We start from the raw sequence: 17259 nt of genomic DNA, 5'->3' as shown, positions 1-17259 counted from the left end.
GCCCGGTGCAGGAGGTCCAGCGCATGGTCCAGCGTCGGCAGCAGTTGCTCTGCGTTGGCCTCGCACATCGCCCGGACGAGGTCCGGCGCCGTCGCGGCGACCCGGGAGCCGTCCCGGAACGATCCGGCGGCCAGCGCGAACGCCAGTGGCACCTCGCCGGCGGTGGCGGCCAGCGCCTCGGCCAGCAGGTGCGGCAGATGCGAGATGGCGGCCGCGGCGGCGTCGTGTTCGACGGACTTCGCCGGCACCACCACCGAGCCGCAATCCAGCGCCAGGTGCATCACCTGCGTCCAGATGGTTGCATCGACGTGCTCGTCGACGCTGATCACCCAGGGTGCGCCCCGGAACAACGCGGCGTCGCCGGCCACCCAACCGGAGTAGGCGGTGCCGGCCATCGGGTGACCCCCCACGTAACGGTCCAGCAGCCCGGCCGCGCGAACCTCCTCCAGCACGGCCTGCTTGACGCTGATGACGTCGGTGAGAGCGCAGTCCGCGGCCTGCTGCTTGACGTGGCCCAACAGTTGCCCGACGGCCGGCATGGGAACGGCCAGCACGATCAAGGCCTGGTGGTCAGCCGCCCAGGTCAGTGCGGCGCCGAGCTCGGTGGTCGCCTCGAAACCGCCGGCGCGCGCCGCGTTCGCCCCCTCGTAGGAGCGGTTGTACCCGAACGCCGGCCGGCCGGCGGCCGCCGCGGCGCGTAACACCGATCCGCCGATCAGCCCGAGCCCCAGCACGCACACCGGTGTCTTCGCCACGTCTTCAAGGTTGGCACATCAAGGGCCACGGAGACGCCGGGGCGCGGCCGTGCGCTGGTCAAGCCGCCCGGTGTGCGACTAGCGTATGCGGCCATGGCGGCACAGCGAGCGGACCGGGGGCAAGGAGGGGCAGGCCCTGATTCGGGCGCTGCCGACACCCCGTACGGGTTTGCGGTGTCGGTGGTCCGGGAGGGCGCGACCTGGAAATGCGCTCCCCTGAGCGCCAAAGCGCTGACCAGTTTGGCGACGGCCGAGACCGAGCTGCGCGAACTGCGCAGTGCCGGTGCGGTGTTCGGCCTGCTCGACATCGACGACGAGTTCTTCCTGATCGTGCGCCCGGCGCCGTCGGGAACCCGGCTGCTGCTCTCGGACGCCACCGCGGCCCTGGACTACGATATCGCCGCCGAGGCGCTGGAGAAGCTCGACGCTGACATCGCCACGGAGGATCTGGAGGACAGCGATCCGTTCGAGGAAGGTGACCTCGGTGTTCTGGCCGACGTCGGCCTGCCCGACGCGGTGCTCGGCGTGATCCTCTCGGAGACCGATCTGTACGCCGACGAGCAGATCGGCCGGATCGCCCGGGAGATGGGGTTCGCCGACGAACTGTCCGCGGTGCTCGACCGCCTGGACAGGTGAGTTACCTCCCCGACGTCACGGACGAGGCTCTGATCCGTGCCGCCATCGCCGCGGCCCGCGACGCCGGCCCGGACGACGTGCCGATCGGTGCTGTGGTGGTCGACGCCGACGGGGTGGAACTGGCCCGCGCGGCCAACGCCCGCGAGCGACTCGGCGACCCGACCGCGCACGCCGAGATCCTGGCCCTTCGTGCCGCAGCCCGCGTGGTCGGGGACGGCTGGCGGTTGGAGCGAACCACCCTGGCGGCGACGGTGGAGCCGTGCACCATGTGTGCCGGCGCGCTGGTGATGGCCCGGGTGGGGCGCGTGGTGTTCGGCGCGTGGGAGCCCAAGACCGGCGCCGTCGGCTCGCTGTGGGACGTGGTGCGCGACCGGCGGCTCACGCACCGCCCCGAGGTCCGCGGCGGTGTGCTGGCCGTGGAATGCGGCAGGCTGTTGGAGGACTTTTTCGCCCACCACCGCGATTTGGGCTAGTCGCGCGGGGACCGTAAGCTTCTCGGCGGTGGCGTGTCCGAGCGGCCTAAGGAGCACGCCTCGAAAGCGTGTGACGGGTAACCCCCGTCCGAGGGTTCAAATCCCTCCGCCACCGCCATCAGTACCGGCCGAAATGCCGGCTGGATCCGGTCTAGCCGAAATTGACGGTGATCAGCGAGCAGTCGTCGTCGAACTGCCCGTCGACGCTATTGCTCCTCATGCGTTCAACAACCGCGTCGGCGGAAAACTCGTCGGCATTCAGCAGTTGCAGGGCTGTCTCGGCGAGATCCTCGATAGTGGAGTTCCCCCCACCAGCCAGCGGAATCTCGAACACGCCGTCGCTGAAGACCATGAGCCGGCATCCGGCGGGGACCGTGTAGGTGGCGGTCTCGAACTTCGTGTCCGGGAATATCCCGACCGGCGTTGCTGAGCTGTCGGCCAATACGTTGCAGTCCCAGCCGCCATCGGCGGTGGTAGTGAAGGCCATCGCGGGGGGATGTCCGCCGCTCGCGTAATGCAGTGTGCGGGTGAACGAATCGTAGATTCCGTACCACATGGTGAAGTAGATGTCGTCCTGGTCTTCCATCTGGAACAGGCTGTTGAGTTTAGACAGCACGCGGTGCGGAATCATCAGGGTTGATTCGGGTAGTGAGCTCGACCGGAGGATGTTGTGCACCGACATCGACAGCAGCGCCGGCCGGATTCCATGCCCCGAGACGTCGATCATGTAGATCTTGAGCATGCGATCGTCAAGCCATCGGTAGTGGAAGCAGTCTCCGCCGAGTTCTCCCGAGGGCAGGTATTTCGACGAGACCTCAACCTTGCCGTGAAGGTCCTCGGGTAGTAACGAGGCCACATACTCGGCGGCGCTTGCTATTTCGGATGAGAGCTGTCGCTCACGCTGCTTGAGTTGTACGCGGCTTCGCACGGCGTCGGTGATGTCGATGATCTGGCCGATGATGGTTTCCACACTGCCGTCTGTTCGGCGTACGCAGGAGACATTCAGATGGCCCCAGATGCGTTCACCTGTGCTTTTGATGTACTGCTTGTTCATCTCGTAGGAGTCGATCCGGCCCGCGACAAGTGCCTCCATGTTCTCCAGGTCGGCATCCAGGTATTCCGGCGCCGTTAGGTCCATCCAGGTCTTGGTTGTCAGCGTCTGTTCGTCGTATCCGAAGAACTCGCAGATTGCCCTATTGGCCTGGGACAGGGAGCCATCGCTAGCCACCAGGCACATTCCCACTGCTGCACCGTCGACGGAGCGGCGGTAGAGAGCTTCGGTGGCGACCTTAATGCGTTGCGCTTCTTCGGCTTTCGCCTGAGCCTCCACTTGCCCGGTGATGTCGACGATCTGGGCGATGATGGTTTCAACAGCGCCCTCGTCATTGCGGTTAGCCGCCATTGACAGGTCAACGGTGAGTCGGTGACCGTCGGCGTGGATCAGTTGCTGCCGGCCGCGGTAGGACGGGCTGTCTCCGGAGATCACGCTCTGGGTGTTGCGGAACGCCTCCTGGAAATCCTCCGGTGCAACCAGATCCATCCAGGTCAGGGTCAATAGGGTTTCGGTGTCGTAGCCCAGGAAGTCGCACATCGCCTGATTGGCCATCGCCAGGCTGCCATCTGGACGGGAGAGGCTTGCCGGGACGATGGAGTTGTCGGTGAGCTGGCGGTATCGCTCAGAGGCGAGAATCTCCTGTCGACGCGACTTCTCCAGTTCCTCTTGCGTGCGCACTTCATCGGTGACGTCGGTGATTTGAGCGATGAGGGTCTCTACGCTGCCGTCCGGGTTGCGCAGGCAGCCGACCGACAGGTCACCCCAGATGATGCGGCCGTCGGCGTGGATGTACCGCTTGCGCGTGCGGTAGGACTGGATCCGGCCGGCGATCAGATCATCGAGATGGGTCTCGGTCGCATCACGGTCCGCGGGCGCGGTCAGCTCTACCCAATTCTTGGTCTTCAAGGTGTCGGCGTCGTAGCCGAGGAACCCGCACATGGCCTCGTTGACTTCGGTGAATCCGCCGTTGGGCAATGCCAGCGCCATTCCCACGGTCGCGCATTCCAGGCACTGCCGGTAGAGAGCGTCACTGCGCTCCTGCTCGCGTCGGGCCTCCTCGGCTGCCTCGTGGGCAAGCACCTGTTCGGTCACGTCGACGACCTGGCTGATGATCTGCTTGGCCGAGCCGTCGTCGTTCCGCACACAGGTCACCAGCAACTCGCCCCAGGCCGTGCTGCCGTCGGCGCACACGTATTGCTTGGTCATCCGCCACGAGTCGGAGTGGCCTGCCAGCAGATCGGTGATGCCCTGCGACTGCTCGGCGACGTCACCGGGCTGGGTGAAGTCCCTACAGTTCTTGGTCAGCAGTGTCTCGCGGTCACAGCGAAGGAACTCGCACATCGCGTCGTTGACGAGAAGAAATTGCCCGTCCAGCGCAGCCATGGCGCTACCGACGAGGGAGTTCTCCATTAACAGCCGCAGTTGTTCGTCGGCCTCGGCCTGTTTGCGCCGCAGGTCGATCTCCGCGCTCACATCGATGATCTGGGCGACGATGCTGTCGATACTGCCGTCCCGTTCACGGGTGCAACTGAGGGTGACGTCGCCCCACACCCGATGGCCGTCAGCGTGGATGTAGGACTTGATCCCCGTGTAGATGGTCCGCGCACCGGCGGCCATCTCGGATATCACCTGGTGGGCTTCGCCCAAATCCTCGGCGGGGACGACGTTCTCCCACGGCATGCCGATGAGTTCGTCGGCCTGATAACCGAGAAATGCGCAGAATGCCTTATTCGCCAGCGAAATCCCGCCAGCGGGATGGGTGGTGGCGGTGGCCACCGGCGAGTTCTCGATCAGGTCGCGGTAACGCGCGTCGGCTTCTTCGCGCTCAAGGCGCAGTCTCATGTCCTGGTCGATGTCGACGATCTGGGCGACGAACATCTCCAGTGCGCCGCCCGCATCCCGCAGGCATCCGATCGACAGATCACCCCAGACCAGTTGGCCGTCGGAACGGATGAATTGCTTTGTGGTCCGGTAGGAGTCGATGCGTCCCGCGGCGAGATCCGCGGTGTTGCGCAGATCCGCCTCCAGGTTGGCCGGGGCGGTCAATTCCTGCCACGTCTTGGTGCACAGCGCTTCGGCGTCGTAGCCGAGGAAGTCGCATAACGCGCTGTTGACCACCTCGAACTTTCCGTCCGGGTTGGTCAGGCAGGTGCCGACCGCGGAGGTCTCCATCATGCGGCGGAACCGAGCCTCGGCCTGAAATTGGCTGGCCTGCAGGTGCACGTACTCGGTGATGTCGGAGACCTGACAGACGGTGTTCTTCACCTGGCCATGCTCATCGCGCAGGCAACTGAGCGACAGGTCTCCCCAGAGTCGATGTCCGTCGGCGTGGATGTACTGCGTGACAGCGCGATACGACTCGGTGCGGCCCTCGAACAGATCCTGGATTCCACGGGCGCCCGGTTCGAGATCTTCCGGCGCAGTGACGTCAGCCGGCATCATGCGCAGCAGCGCGGCTTCGTCATAGCCGAGGAAGTCACACATGGCGCGGTTCACCAGCTCGAAGCGACCGTCCAGCCCGATCAGTGCTGCCGGGACAGCGGAGTGGGTGAGCAGATCCCGGTAACGGGCATCGGCATGAGCCTGACGCTGGCGGATTGTCTCCAGCTCTTCCTGCGCTGCCACCTCGGCGTCGATGATCCGCACCGACGCCGTCCGGCCGTCGGGTTCGCCGTTTGCGTCGTAGAACGCCTTGGCGTGAACCTGAGCCCAGTGCGGGGCACCGGCCGAATCCTTAACACGCAGGCGGCGCAACGACGGGGCGCCTGTCGCGGTTTCGGCCACCATCTCAGCGAAGACAGCCACGTCCTCGTCGACGACGAAACTCAGCGCTGGTAGCCCGATCCAATGTTCCGGCGGCGCGCCCAGGGCAGCCTCCACCGAGGGGGACACCCACGTAATGTCGAGGTCGCGCAACAGGACCACCACGTCGCTGGAGTTCTCGGCGACGAGACGGAACTTCTCTGCCGAGGCGATGATCCGCTGCTTGCGCTCATAGCGTTCGGTGACATCACGCCATACCAGTCTTAGGTGATCGCTATCGGCGCTCGCACACCGCAGGTCATAGCGACGGACTTCTTGGTACCGCCGGCTGAAATACGGAAAGTCCTTCAGCGTCAGAGGCTCGCCGGTCTCCACGCACTGCGCATACCGGGCCAGCAAGTGTGAGTCCGCCAGGCCCGGCAGCGTCGCTGTGAGCTTCGCCCCGACGAGCTCGTCGCTGGACTTACCGAGATAGTCGCACGCCGCTGGGTTCACTTCGCGGTAGATGAAGTCGACGATCTTGCCCCGGTGATCTGGCAGTGCCTGGATCAACGCCTCCGGGTCCAGCATGCTGTCGGTCGCGGCGAGGATTATCCGCTCGCTGTCACCGTCGTCCTTGCTGATCACGGCAGCTCCTCTAACAACGTGCGCTCCCACTCCTCGACTGGGGCGCCTCCATGCCGTCACTACGAAAGTCATCGATGATCCACGCAGTCGGCTGAGTCATCGGAGCACAAACGGTTCGCATGCGAACTTCCACCATGTCACAAATCAACCGCCCGTGAATCGACGCGGAATTGGGTCAGCTTCCCGCGGACAACGATGATGGTCGTGTCCGGTGTCCAAGCACAATGGACCGAAGGAACTAACCGGGATCTGATTCCGCCCCGGCGTGGGAACAATGCCGGTGGCTCGTGCGCCGGGGGTGCTTGCCGCCACGACGATGCACCGACAGCGCTTCCGGCAGTGGTCGCCGCTTTCGCCCAGTTCAGGGGTTTGACCGGTGTCCTGATTCGCAGCTATTGTTCGGCACAGTTTCCAACAAAAACTCAGCAGCAAACGGTGACAGGGGTCGCGGTGTCGGCAGTCAAGCGTGGAGCACGGGCGGGACTTGCGGCGTTCGCTCTGGGACTGTCGCTGGCCGGGCCGCAGGCGGCCGGTACCGCCGCCGCCGATTCCGGCGACTCCGACGCTTCGTCAGCCCCTACCGAACAGGCATCCTCAGCTAATGACACCCGGACTCGGGTCCGGCCTTCCCGCCCAGCGCAGGACGATGATTCGGGCAGCGTCAATCGCGGCGGCGGCGGAGTCGTCCCCGAGCCGGCCGCAAGCACCGGCGCCGACGAACCGGTGTTGCCGGAGATCGTCGAGGCGCGTCCCGGCCGCCGGGCAGCCGGTCGGCAGGAGCGCGACGTCCGCCCCGACGATTCCGCGCCGGTTGTCGCCGCGCCGCGGGCTGATGACGCACCCGCTCCAGCAACGCCTGTGGAGTCCGACAGCAACGCCTCCCGGCCCGTCGTGGCGGCGCCGGCCCAGGCCGTCGCGCCGGCGGCGTCCGCTGCTCCCGGCGTCACGGTGACCACCGTCGCGCCGCGCCCAGCGGCAAGCATCGCCGGGCTGCCGGCGATCAACGAATTCCTCAGCAGCCCGCCGCCGGCGCTGGCCCAGCCGGTCGCGCAGATCAGCGGGGCGATCTCGGCCTTCTTCGATTCCACCGCCAAGTGGGTCGCCGGTCTGCCGGGCGGTCCGATGGCCGACCTCATCGAAGGCGCGCTGCTGCTCGTGCGCCGCACCTTCTCCAGCATGCTCCCGGCCCTCTTCCCCGGGCTGACCCTGACCACCGGCCAGACCGACCCGGCCGCCGATGCGTACTTCACCGACGCCCAGATGCGGGAATACCTGCTCGGGCTTGCCAAGGCGCAGTACGGCGACCTGCTCGGCACCACCGTGCCGGTCTACGGCTACGGCTACGGCTACGGCTACGGCCCGTACCCGGAGTACCTCAAGACCCAGGCGGACGGCGCGGGGACCGGCGCCAACTCCGACACCAACACCCAGGTGAACGGGGTCGACGAGGCCGACTTCGTCGAGAACGACGGCAACTACATCTACACCGCGCATAACGGCACGCTGACGATCACGCGCACCGACCTGTCGGTGGCGTCGCAGTCGGCGCTGTCCGGCGACGTCGCCGGCCAGTTCCTTGCCGGTGACAGGCTGACAGTGCTCACCCAGTCCGGCAACGGCTGGTACGGCCCGTACGTCAAGATGGCCTACCCCGGCTATTGGGGTCCGTGGAAGCCGCAAACCACGCTCACCGTCTACGACGTCACCGACCGCACCGCTCCGACGGTGGTGAAGCAGACCGTCCTCGACGGCGCCTACCAGGACTCCCGGGCGGTCGACGGGGTCGTCTACGTCGTCACGCAGCGGTCGGTGAACCTGCCCGCCCCGCAGTACACCGACGTCCCGATCACCTACATCGATGACGGCGCCGCGCCCCCCGAGCTGTCCGACGAAGCCAGGATCCGCTTCGACCCGAGCGCGCCGATCGCCAATCGCACCTACGAGACGTGGGACGAGTACGTGGCCCGGGTGGGCGACCAGATCGTGGATCTGTCCCTGCCGCACGCCTACCGCGTCGACGCCGACGGCAACACCGTCGACCTCGGGCTGCTGGCGGCGCCGAAGGACATCGTGCGGCCGCACGCCGACAACCAGCAGACCGTGCTGACGGTGGCCTCGGTGGACTCCCGGCGCGGCCCGTTCGGCCCGGCGTTCAGCGACAGCGTCGCAACCATGGTTTCGGCCAACGGCGGCACCGTCTACATGACGCCGAGCACGCTGTACGTGGCCACCTCCGAAGACCACTACACCGACTCCAGCTACTCGTCGGATACCCGGATCGACCGGTTCGTCGTCGCCGGGCCGACGGTGTCCTACCAAGCCACCGGCCTGGTAACGGGAACGCTGGTCAACCAGTTCGCGATGGACGAGCGCAACGGCTACCTGCGGGTGGCCACCCACACCACCAGCGGGCAGTGGGGCGAGGGCACCTCGACCACCCGGGACGACAACGGGATCACCGTCCTGGACACCGTCGGCACCACGCTCGACGAAGTCGGACAACTGACCGGCCTGGCGCCCGGCGAGCAGCTCTACGCCGTTCGCTACGTCGGCGACACCGCGTACTTGGTGACGTTCGTCCGCACCGACCCGCTGTTCGCCATCGACCTCAGCGACCCGGCCGCGCCGGCGCTGAAGGGCGAACTGGTGGTGCCCGGCTTCTCCAACTACCTGCAGTCTGTCGGCGACGGTCTGCTGCTGGGCATCGGGCAGGAACGCGAGGACAGCAGCTGGAACACCCACGTGCACGCCAGCCTGTTCGACGTCCGGGACGGGGCCAACCTGACACAGATCGACCGCGAATACCTCGACCCGGGTTACCAGTGGTCGTGGTCGGACGCCCAGTTCGACCACCACGCGCTGCTGTACTCCGAGCAGGACGGCCTGCTGGTGGTCCCGGTCACCGGCAGCGGATACGACCCGCAGACCGGCTACCGGTACGGCCAGTACCTCACGGTGCTGCGGGTCGGCCCGGACGGCATCGACGTGGTCGGCGAGATTCATCCCGACGAGCCCACGGTGCGCACCGTGCGGATCGGCGACGTGCTCTACGCGGTCGGCGACACCTCGGTCACCGCTTACCGGATCAGCGACCTCAGCGAGATCGGGCACAGCACGCCGGCTCCCTCGGTGGTCTAACCTAGAAGAACTAGGTTTTAACCGTCTGGATCTGTCTGGAGTTCTCTCATGGGTGTGACCGTTTCCGCTCGCGGCCGGCAGCTGCTGTTCTTCGCCGTGGGCACCGCCCTTGCCGTGACACCGGCCGCCGTGCTGGCCGCCTCCCACCAGCCGGCCCCCCGTGTTCTGGCCGACTGCAACAACATCGTCGACACCACCGACAGCTTCTCGATGAACTGCGTGCCCACCGTCATTCCGGACACCAGTGATCAGCTCACCGAGGCCGAGGTGGCCGAGCCGGGCTGGAACGCCGGAGGTGGCGGCGGCCGCCGCTAGCTTTTCCGGTTAGTCAGCTTTCCAGGGCGCGGAGGATCTCCTTGGCGCGTTGCAGGTGTTCGATCGCGCGGGCCAGATAGTCCTGATAGGTGTCGGCTTCGACTGGCTTGCGGCCCAGGACGAACCGCAGACAAGCGTGGGTCGCGGTGTTCATGTCGTCGATCATCTTCTGCAGTTCGGCGGTGAGTCTCGGGTCGGGCGTCGGCAGGTCGTCCTGCAGGCCGATGGAGTTGGCGTCATGCAGGCGCTGACATCCCGACCACAAGCCGGCCTCGTCCTCGGCGGCTGAGGCCTGCGACACCTGTTCTAAGGCGTCGGCGGAGGCGCTGAAATGGTCGCCGGCCCGCAGTTTCCAATCGCGGATCTGGGCGGCGAGGGCGGGGCCGTTGGGCGCGGTCGACGCAGCCATCGTCGACGTGGTCGCTGCGGCGTCCGATTCCGGGCCGGCCTGCGGCACACCCGCTCTGGGACCGGCCGCGCACGCCGCGCACGCCGCCGCAGTGAGCACGAGGGTCAACCAGCGACGGGTCGGCATGTATCCACAGTGCCGTGATCCGGCCGTCTGCGGACAGAGACTTTCGACCTCGGGCCCTTTGACGGGGGTGTTGACTAGTGTTGGGAAATCAAGGCGGGGGAACCCGTCAGGGGAGCAGCGGAGGCGGTATTCGAATGGAACTCATCTCGCCGGTGGACTCGATGTTCTTGCTCGCGGAGTCCCGCGAGCACCCCATGCATGTGGCGGGGCTGCAACTCTTCGAGCCGCCGAAAGGCGCCGGTCCGGGGTTCCTGCAGGAGATCTACCAGGATCTCGTCACCCGCGAGGACGTAGCGCCGACGTTCCGCAAGCATCCGGCCGAGTTGCTCGGTGGCATCGCGAACCTCACCTGGGCATTCGACAAGGACCTGGACCTGGAATACCACCTGCGCCGTTCCGCGCTGCCGTCCCCCGGTCGGGTGCGCGAGCTGCTGGAACTGACCTCGCGGCTGCACGGCTCGTTGCTCGACCGTCACCGCCCGCTGTGGGAGAGCCATCTCGTCGAAGGTCTCAACGACGGCCGGTTCGCCGTGTACACCAAGATTCACCATTCCCTGGTCGACGGGGTCAGCGCGATGCGGATGATACGCGACGCGCTGTCCGACGACCCCGATGACCACGAGGCCCGGGTGCTGTGGGCGCTGAACGGGCGAGCGGCCCCCAAGAGCAAGAGCACCAGCAAGGGCAAGGGCTCCTCCCCGCTGCGGAGCTTGATCGGCATGGCGGAATCCGTTGCAGGACTGGCGCCTTCAGCCCTGCATCTGGCTAACAAAGCGCTGCTCCAACAGCAGCTGACCCTTCCGGTCGGCGCGCCCAAGACGATCTTCAACGTTCCTATCGGCGGCGCGCGGCGGGTGGCCGCGCAGTCGTGGCCCATCGAACGGTTCATAGCAATCAAGAAGGCCGCCGGGGTGACGCTCAACGACGTCGTGCTCGCGGTGTGCGGCGGCGCGCTGCGGGCGTATCTGCTTGAACGGCATGCGCTGCCGGACCGGCCGCTGATCGCGATGGTGCCGGTCAGCTTGCGTGCCGAGGCCGCCTCCGGCGGCGGCAACCAGGTAGGTGCACTGCTGGCCAGCCTGGCCACCGACCAGGAGGACCCGGCGGAACGGCTGAGAGAGGTCAGCGAGTCGATGCGCCGTAACAAGGCGGTGTTCAAAGAACTACCCAAGGTTCAGCAGATGGCGCTGTCGGCGTTCAACGTGTCCCCGCTGCTGCTGTCGGCGGTCTCCCCGGCACTCGGTTCGGCAGCCCCGCCGTTCAACCTGGTGATCTCCAACGTGCCCGGATCGCGGGAACCGTTGTACTGGAACGGCGCCCGCCTCGACGGCATCTATCCGCTGTCAATCGCCCTGGACGGCCAGGCGCTGAACATCACGCTGGCGAACAACGCCGACAATCTCGACTTCGGGTTGGTCGGCTGCCGGCGCAGCGTGCCCAGTCTGCAACGGATGCTCGGGCACCTGGAGGACTCACTCACCGACCTGGAGCGTGCGGTGGGGACCCCGTCGGCCAAACCGGCGGCGCGCGGGAGTAAGCGCACCGCCGGACCGGCGAAAGGAACTGCGGCCAAAAGCACTACGGGCAAGTGACCTTGATCTCGAACGGCTTGGTCATCGGCTGGGTCGGATTGGCCATATCGACGCCGGTTGCGGTGCCGGTGATCGTGTAGGTCTGGCCGTCCTTGGTGGCGGTGGCACTACCACCCGGTGCACCGTCCTGGTAGCCGAGTGTCACGCCGTCGACGTTGCCCAGGCCCACCGAGGTCACCCTGGAGGCGTCCGCCGACAGCATCACGCCGATACCGGTGGTCTGCTGGCCGATGGCGATGTTGACCTTGTCTCCGACCGTCGTGTAGGCGATCTGGCCCTGAATGTCCTTCGGCTGGCCATCGATGCTGACCGTGGCCGTGCCGGCGCCGGCCGCCGCGGTGGCTGACCCCGACGTCGCGGTGACCGCGGACGACGACGAATTGTTCTCACTGGTCGTGCTCTTGTAGGCGTTGTCCTGCGACGTCTTGTCGCTGGAGCAGCCGGTCAAGCCGGCCGCCATGATCGCGGCGCATCCGAAACCGACGACAAAACCTCGTACCACGGGTGTTCCCTTCGTCTGGTGAACCCACGAGGGGCCCTCCGCTGACAATTGACGTACGGGTCATGCCCATTCGACGCGGGGTCTAATCCCCATTTGTTGGTTAGATGACGCGGTGTCGTACTTCACTGTCGAGGCCGAGCTGCCGGCCGACCGGGGGCGCTGCGGGGTGATCCACACCCCGCACGGTGACATCCGCACCCCGGCGTTCATTGCGGTCGGCACCAAAGCCACGGTGAAAGCGGTCCTGCCCGAGACCATGCGAGACCTCGGCGCGCAGGCCGTCCTGGCCAACGCCTACCACCTCTACCTGCAACCCGGGCCCGACATCGTGGCCGAGGCCGGCGGGCTGGGGGCGTTCATGAACTGGCCGGGACCCACCTTCACCGACAGCGGCGGGTTCCAGATCATGTCGCTGGGGGCGGGCTTCCGCAAGGTGCTGATGGAGGACCCGGACCGCGTGCAGGCCGACAACCTGATCGCCGCGGGCAAGCAGCGGCTGGCCAAAGTGGACGACGACGGTGTCACCTTCACCTCGCACCTCGACGGGTCGGCGCACCGGTTCACCCCCGAGGTCTCCATCGGCATCCAGCACCAACTCGGGGCCGACATCATCTTCGCCTTCGACGAACTGACCACTCTGGTCAACACCCGCGCCTACCAGGAGGAGTCGCTGGCGCGCACGCAGGAGTGGGCCCAGCGTTGCCTGGCCGAGCATCGTCGGCTGGCCACCGCCGAAGCCAGTTCCAAGCCTGCGCAGGCATTGTTCGGTGTGGTGCAGGGCGCCAACTACGAGGACCTGCGCCGGCAGGCCTGCCGCGGGCTGGAGAGCATCGTCGATGCCGACGGCGTCGGGTTCGACGGTTACGGCATCGGCGGTGCGCTGGAGAAGCAGAACCTGGCCACCATCATCGGCTGGTGCACCGAGGAGTTGCCCGACGCCAAGCCGCGCCACCTGCTCGGCATCAGCGAGCCCGACGATCTGTTCGCCGCGATCGCCGCGGGCGCTGACACCTTCGACTGCGTCTCACCGTCCCGGGTGGCGCGCAACGCCGCGGTGTACGCCCCAGCCGGCCGGTATAACATCACCGGCGCCCGCTACCGGCGCGACTTCGCCCCGATCGACCCGGACTGCGACTGCTACACCTGCGCGAACTACACCCGCGCCTATGTGCACCACCTGTTCAAGGCCAAGGAGATGCTGGCTTCGACGCTGTGCACCATCCACAACGAGCGGTTCATCATCCGGCTCGTCGACCGCATCCGCGACGCCATTTCAGCCGGCGATTTCGCGGCGCTGCGCGACGACTTCCTGGGCCGCTACTACGGTTCGGCCGCTTCATGATTCGCCGCCGCACGGTGATGATTCTGGCCGCGGTGGCAGTCGTCGTCGTCGCTGTGGCCGCGCTGATGGCGCAGCGGCGGCCGGCCGAAACGCCCCCCGCGTCGACCGCCAGGCCGGCGTCCGATTCGCCGTCGAGCCTGCTGGTGATCACCTGGGCGCCGGCGCTGTGCACGGTCGAGACGTCGGCCAGCGGGTGCCGCTCCGGGCGGGTCGGCAAACACGGCCAGAACTTCCTGCTGCACGGCCTGTGGCCGCAGCCGCGGGAGCAGCAGTACTGCGGTGTGCCCAAACACTCCAAGGATCGCCGCCCGGTGGACCTGCCGCCCGACCTGCAGGCGCGGTTGCAGGCGATGATGTCGGACCCGAAGGTACTCGCGCCCCACGAGTGGTATGCCCACGGCACCTGCTCCGGCGTCACACCCACCGAATACTTCAGCATCGCAACCACATTGGCCGACCAGGCGATCGAGGTGCTGGACCCGGTGTTCGACGGCGCGGTCGGCCGGACACTGTCGTCGCGGACGGTGCGTGAGGCCGTCGACGCCCGGCTCGGCAAGGGCTCGGGAGCGCGGGTCAGCCTCAGCTGCCGGGACGCCCAGGGCAAGGGCGGCGTGGTGTTCGAGGTGCGCCTCTCGCTGCCGCCCGTCGCGCAGCTGCGGCCGGAGACCCCGTCGCTGGCCGACACGCTGGCCGCCGCGCCCACCGTGTCGCCGGGGTGCGGGCAGGGTGTCGTTCGTTAAGCGAACAGGCACACTGAACAGATGACCGCCGGACCCCAGCAGCTGCTGCTGGAACTGCTCGACCCCGCACATCGTGCCGACCCCTACCCGATCTACCGCCGGCTGCGGGAGAACGGGCCAGTGGCGCTGCCGGAGTCCAACCTCGCGATCTTCGGCTCCTTCGCGCAGTGCGACGAGGTGCTGCGCCATCCGTCGTCCTGCAGCGACCGGCTGAAGTCCACCGCCGCGCAACGGGCGATGGCCTGCGGTGAGGATCTTCGGCCGTTCGGCACGCCCAGCTTCCTATTCCTCGACCCGCCCGACCACACCCGGCTGCGGCGGCTGGTGAGTAAGGCCTTCTCGCCCAAGGTCGTCAAGTCCCTCGAAGCCGGCATCGTCGAATTGGTGGACGGCCTGCTCGACGGTGTCGCTGAGCGGGGCGAGTTCGACGCGGTCAGGGACCTGGCGCATCCCTTGCCGGTCGCGGTGATCTGCCGGCTCCTGGGGGTGCCGATCGAAGACGAGCCGCAGTTCAGCTGGGCTTCGGGCCTGCTGGCCCAGGGTCTCGATCCGTTCGTCGCCTTCACCGGCACACCGCATGGCCTTGAGGAGCGCCTTGCGGCGGGGCTGTGGCTGCGGCAGTACCTGCGCGGTCTGCTGAACCAGCGGCGTAGCCATCCCGGCGACGACCTGATGTCCGGCTTGATCGCGGTCGAGGAGACCGGCGACCAGTTGACCGAGGACGAGATCGTGGCCACCTGCAACCTGCTGCTCATCGCCGGCCACGAAACCACGGTCAACCTGATCGCCAACGCGATGCTGGCGATGCTGTGCCGCCCCGCCCACTGGGCCGAACTGGCCGCCGACCCGGGTCGGGCGCCGGCCATCGTCGAGGAGACCCTGCGCTACGACCCGCCGGTGCAACTCGTCGGCCGCGTCGCGGGAGAGGAGATGACCATCGGAGACGTCACGGTGCCGAAGGGCGACACCCTGATGCTGCTCCTGGCGGCGGCCAACCGCGACCCGGCTGTCAACGAGCGTCCCGACGAATTCGATCCGGACCGAACGACGTTGCGCCACCTGGCTTTCGGTCTCGGACCGCACTTCTGCCTGGGGGCGCCGCTGGCGCGTCTGGAAGCCGCCGTGGCTCTCTCGGCGGTGACTCGGCGGTTCCCCGGCGCTCGGCTGGACGGCGAACCGGCGTACAAGCCGCACGTGACTCTGCGCGGGATGGCGAGCCTGCACGTAGCGCTGGGTCCCGATGAAGCTGTCGGCTCGATCGTCAGGATCGAGATGGAGCGCAGGGTGTGAATTAGTAACGGTTGACGTTACTAACGTCTGACGTTATTGTTATCAGGTGATCCGCTCGTTCCGGGGTAAAGACGCGGAAGCGATCTGGCAGCGCCGCCACGTTAAGAGGATCAGTCCGGAACTAAGCAGACTCGCGTACAACAAGCTGATCCTGATCGATGCCGCTGGAACTATCAACGATCTGCGTGTGCCACCCGGCAATCGGCTGGAGAAGCTGAGCGGGGACCGCGCCGGTCAGTACAGCGTGCGGGTGAACGACCAATGGCGAATCTATTTCACCTGGAGCGCCGGCGGTGCGTCGAACGTCGATTTCGTCGACTACCACTAGAAAGGGCAGGCACATGGCTGACTTCGCACCCACCCATCCCGGGGAGATTTTGATGACGGAGTTTCTCGAGCCGATGGGCATCACCCAGTACCGGATCGCCAAGGTTATCGACGTGCCACCCCGCCGTATCAACGAAATCGTGCACGGGAAACGGGCGATCACGGCTGACACTGCGCTGCGATTGTCGCGTGCGCTGGGGCTCAGCGACATGTTCTTCATCAATATGCAGGCCCGGTATGACGCCGAAATCGCCCGGGACAAGCTGGCGGTTGAACTCGGCACGATTGAACGCATCGCCTGATCGCGTGGGGGTCTGCCTCCGGCGCACGGCCCGCGCCCGATCGGGTACTTGGATCAGCTACTTTCCCGATACAAACGGCCGTGGATTCGCCAAGACTGACTCATATCGAGAACGCACGACACGGCCGAATGGCGTGGTAGAGCCGTATTCCCTCGGACTCAGATAGACGCTGGGATACGGTCGTTTAGGTCAGAAGGTTAGGGGTTCGAATCCCTTCGGGCGCACCTTTCCGGTGTGTGCGGCGCACCCGCTGTAGTTTTTGCGCATGAGAATTCTTCTCGTCGGCGCCGGCGGCGTCGGCTCGGCGTTCTGCTCGATCGCAGCCCGCCGTGACTTCTTCGACCACGTCATCGTCGCCGACTATGACGAGGCGCGGGCCGCGGCCGCCGTCACCGCCGTCAACGATCCGCGGTTCAGCGCCACCCGCATCGACGCATCGTCGGCCGATGCCGTCGCGAATCTGGTTCGTGAGCAACGCATTACCCATGTCATGAACGCCGTCGACCCGCGCTTCACCATGCCGATCTTCGACGGCGCCCTGGCCGGCGGGGCCGACTACCTGGACATGGCGATGAGCCTGTCGCGGCGCCACCCCGAGAAGCCCTACGAACTCACCGGGGTCAAACTCGGCGACGAGCAGTTCGCCGCCGAGTCGCAGTGGATGGCCGCGGGCCGGCTGGCGCTGGTGGGGATCGGCGTCGAACCGGGGCTGTCCGACGTCTTCGCCCGCTACGCCGCCGATCACCTGTTCAGCGAGATCGACGAACTCGGCACCCGCGACGGCGCCAACCTCACCGTCGAGGGCTACGACTTCGCGCCGTCGTTCTCGATCTGGACCACCATCGAGGAGTGCCTCAATCCGCCGGTG

General features: G+C 66.7%; 14 protein-coding genes, 1 tRNA gene and 1 pseudogene. 12 read left to right on the top strand and 4 right to left on the bottom strand.

Annotated elements, in window-relative coordinates:
• A partial coding sequence (locus tag ADBZ6I_RS08215; protein ID WP_526382683.1) for a prephenate dehydrogenase occupies nt 1–740 on the bottom strand: 740 nt, incomplete at its 3' end.
• Nucleotides 741–848: 108 nt separating this feature from the next.
• Between ADBZ6I_RS08215 and ADBZ6I_RS08210 the strand changes: the two genes are divergently transcribed.
• From ADBZ6I_RS08210 to ADBZ6I_RS08200, 3 genes are all read left to right on the top strand, one after another.
• Nucleotides 849–1391, top strand: coding sequence for a tRNA adenosine deaminase-associated protein (locus ADBZ6I_RS08210; protein WP_526382681.1), 543 nt, complete (start codon nt 849–851; stop codon nt 1389–1391).
• Nucleotides 1388–1864, top strand: coding sequence for a nucleoside deaminase (locus ADBZ6I_RS08205; RefSeq protein WP_526382679.1), 477 nt, complete (start codon nt 1388–1390; stop codon nt 1862–1864). The genes ADBZ6I_RS08210 and ADBZ6I_RS08205 overlap by 4 nt, the downstream gene beginning before the upstream one ends.
• A 27-nt stretch (nt 1865–1891) precedes the next feature.
• A tRNA-Ser gene (locus ADBZ6I_RS08200) sits at nt 1892–1982 on the top strand.
• A 33-nt stretch (nt 1983–2015) separates the two neighbouring features.
• Here the strand turns inward: ADBZ6I_RS08200 and ADBZ6I_RS08195 are convergent.
• Nucleotides 2016–6308 carry a SpoIIE family protein phosphatase gene (locus ADBZ6I_RS08195; protein WP_526382677.1) on the bottom strand — a complete coding sequence of 1431 codons (4293 nt, stop codon included), beginning with the start codon at nt 6306–6308 and terminating at the stop codon, nt 2016–2018.
• A 435-nt stretch (nt 6309–6743) separates the two neighbouring features.
• On the opposite strand from ADBZ6I_RS08195, the gene ADBZ6I_RS08190 reads away from it, so the two are divergent.
• Complete coding sequence (locus ADBZ6I_RS08190) at nt 6744–9446, top strand: beta-propeller domain-containing protein (protein WP_526382675.1); 2703 nt, start codon at nt 6744–6746, stop codon at nt 9444–9446.
• Between the two features lie 48 nt (nt 9447–9494).
• Complete coding sequence (locus ADBZ6I_RS08185; protein WP_526382673.1) at nt 9495–9761, top strand: hypothetical protein; 267 nt, start codon at nt 9495–9497, stop codon at nt 9759–9761.
• Between the two features lie 13 nt (nt 9762–9774).
• Here the strand turns inward: ADBZ6I_RS08185 and ADBZ6I_RS08180 are convergent, their stop codons facing one another.
• On the bottom strand, nt 9775–10296 hold the full coding sequence (locus ADBZ6I_RS08180) for a hypothetical protein (RefSeq protein WP_526382671.1): 522 nt from the start codon (nt 10294–10296) through the stop codon (nt 9775–9777).
• Between the two features lie 134 nt (nt 10297–10430).
• Between ADBZ6I_RS08180 and ADBZ6I_RS08175 the strand changes: the two are divergent.
• Nucleotides 10431–11798 (top strand): annotated as a pseudogene (locus ADBZ6I_RS08175) (WS/DGAT/MGAT family O-acyltransferase); the annotation flags it as partial.
• A gap of 76 nt (nt 11799–11874) precedes the next feature.
• Here the strand turns inward: ADBZ6I_RS08175 and ADBZ6I_RS08170 are convergent.
• Nucleotides 11875–12390, bottom strand: a complete 516-nt coding sequence (locus tag ADBZ6I_RS08170) for a lipoprotein LpqH (RefSeq protein WP_526382669.1) — start codon at nt 12388–12390, stop codon at nt 11875–11877.
• Between the two features lie 112 nt (nt 12391–12502).
• Between ADBZ6I_RS08170 and tgt the strand changes: the two genes are divergently transcribed.
• From tgt to ADBZ6I_RS08140, 6 genes are all read left to right on the top strand, one after another.
• Entirely contained in the window at nt 12503–13732 is a 1230-nt protein-coding gene (gene tgt, locus ADBZ6I_RS08165) for a tRNA guanosine(34) transglycosylase Tgt (RefSeq protein WP_526382667.1), read from the top strand.
• Nucleotides 13729–14472 (top strand): ribonuclease T2 family protein, encoded by a 744-nt coding sequence (locus ADBZ6I_RS08160; protein ID WP_526382665.1) that lies wholly within the window; start codon nt 13729–13731, stop codon nt 14470–14472. The genes tgt and ADBZ6I_RS08160 overlap by 4 nt, the downstream gene beginning before the upstream one ends.
• Before the next feature lie 21 nt (nt 14473–14493).
• The gene (locus ADBZ6I_RS08155) at nt 14494–15762 is read left to right on the top strand and encodes a cytochrome P450 (RefSeq protein WP_526382663.1); all 1269 of its coding nucleotides are present in this window, start codon (nt 14494–14496) and stop codon (nt 15760–15762) included.
• 46 nt (nt 15763–15808) lie between these two features.
• Nucleotides 15809–16090, top strand: coding sequence for a type II toxin-antitoxin system RelE/ParE family toxin (locus ADBZ6I_RS08150; RefSeq protein WP_526382661.1), 282 nt, complete (start codon nt 15809–15811; stop codon nt 16088–16090).
• Between the two features lie 13 nt (nt 16091–16103).
• Nucleotides 16104–16391: a HigA family addiction module antitoxin gene (locus ADBZ6I_RS08145; RefSeq protein ID WP_313676924.1), complete on the top strand. Its 288-nt coding sequence runs from the start codon at nt 16104–16106 to the stop codon at nt 16389–16391.
• Nucleotides 16392–16656: 265 nt separating this feature from the next.
• Nucleotides 16657–17259 (top strand): saccharopine dehydrogenase family protein (locus tag ADBZ6I_RS08140; protein WP_526382658.1); only part of this gene is annotated, 603 nt, incomplete at its 3' end.

This window comes from Mycobacterium sp., from assembly GCF_044342925.1.
GTDB lineage: Bacteria > Actinomycetota > Actinomycetes > Mycobacteriales > Mycobacteriaceae > Mycobacterium.
Note: the sequence above shows the minus strand (reverse complement) of the source record. Positions and strands in the feature narration are given on the sequence as shown.

Coding starts and splice junctions, on each gene's coding strand:
- ADBZ6I_RS08145 (WP_313676924.1), top strand. CDS start 16,104: ATGGCTGACTTCGCACCCACCCATCCCGGGGAGATTTTGATGACGGAG.
- ADBZ6I_RS08210 (WP_526382681.1), top strand. CDS start 849: ATGGCGGCACAGCGAGCGGACCGGGGGCAAGGAGGGGCAGGCCCTGAT.
- ADBZ6I_RS08185 (WP_526382673.1), top strand. CDS start 9,495: ATGGGTGTGACCGTTTCCGCTCGCGGCCGGCAGCTGCTGTTCTTCGCC.
- ADBZ6I_RS08160 (WP_526382665.1), top strand. CDS start 13,729: ATGATTCGCCGCCGCACGGTGATGATTCTGGCCGCGGTGGCAGTCGTC.
- ADBZ6I_RS08155 (WP_526382663.1), top strand. CDS start 14,494: ATGACCGCCGGACCCCAGCAGCTGCTGCTGGAACTGCTCGACCCCGCA.
- ADBZ6I_RS08180 (WP_526382671.1), bottom strand. CDS start 10,296: ATGCCGACCCGTCGCTGGTTGACCCTCGTGCTCACTGCGGCGGCGTGC.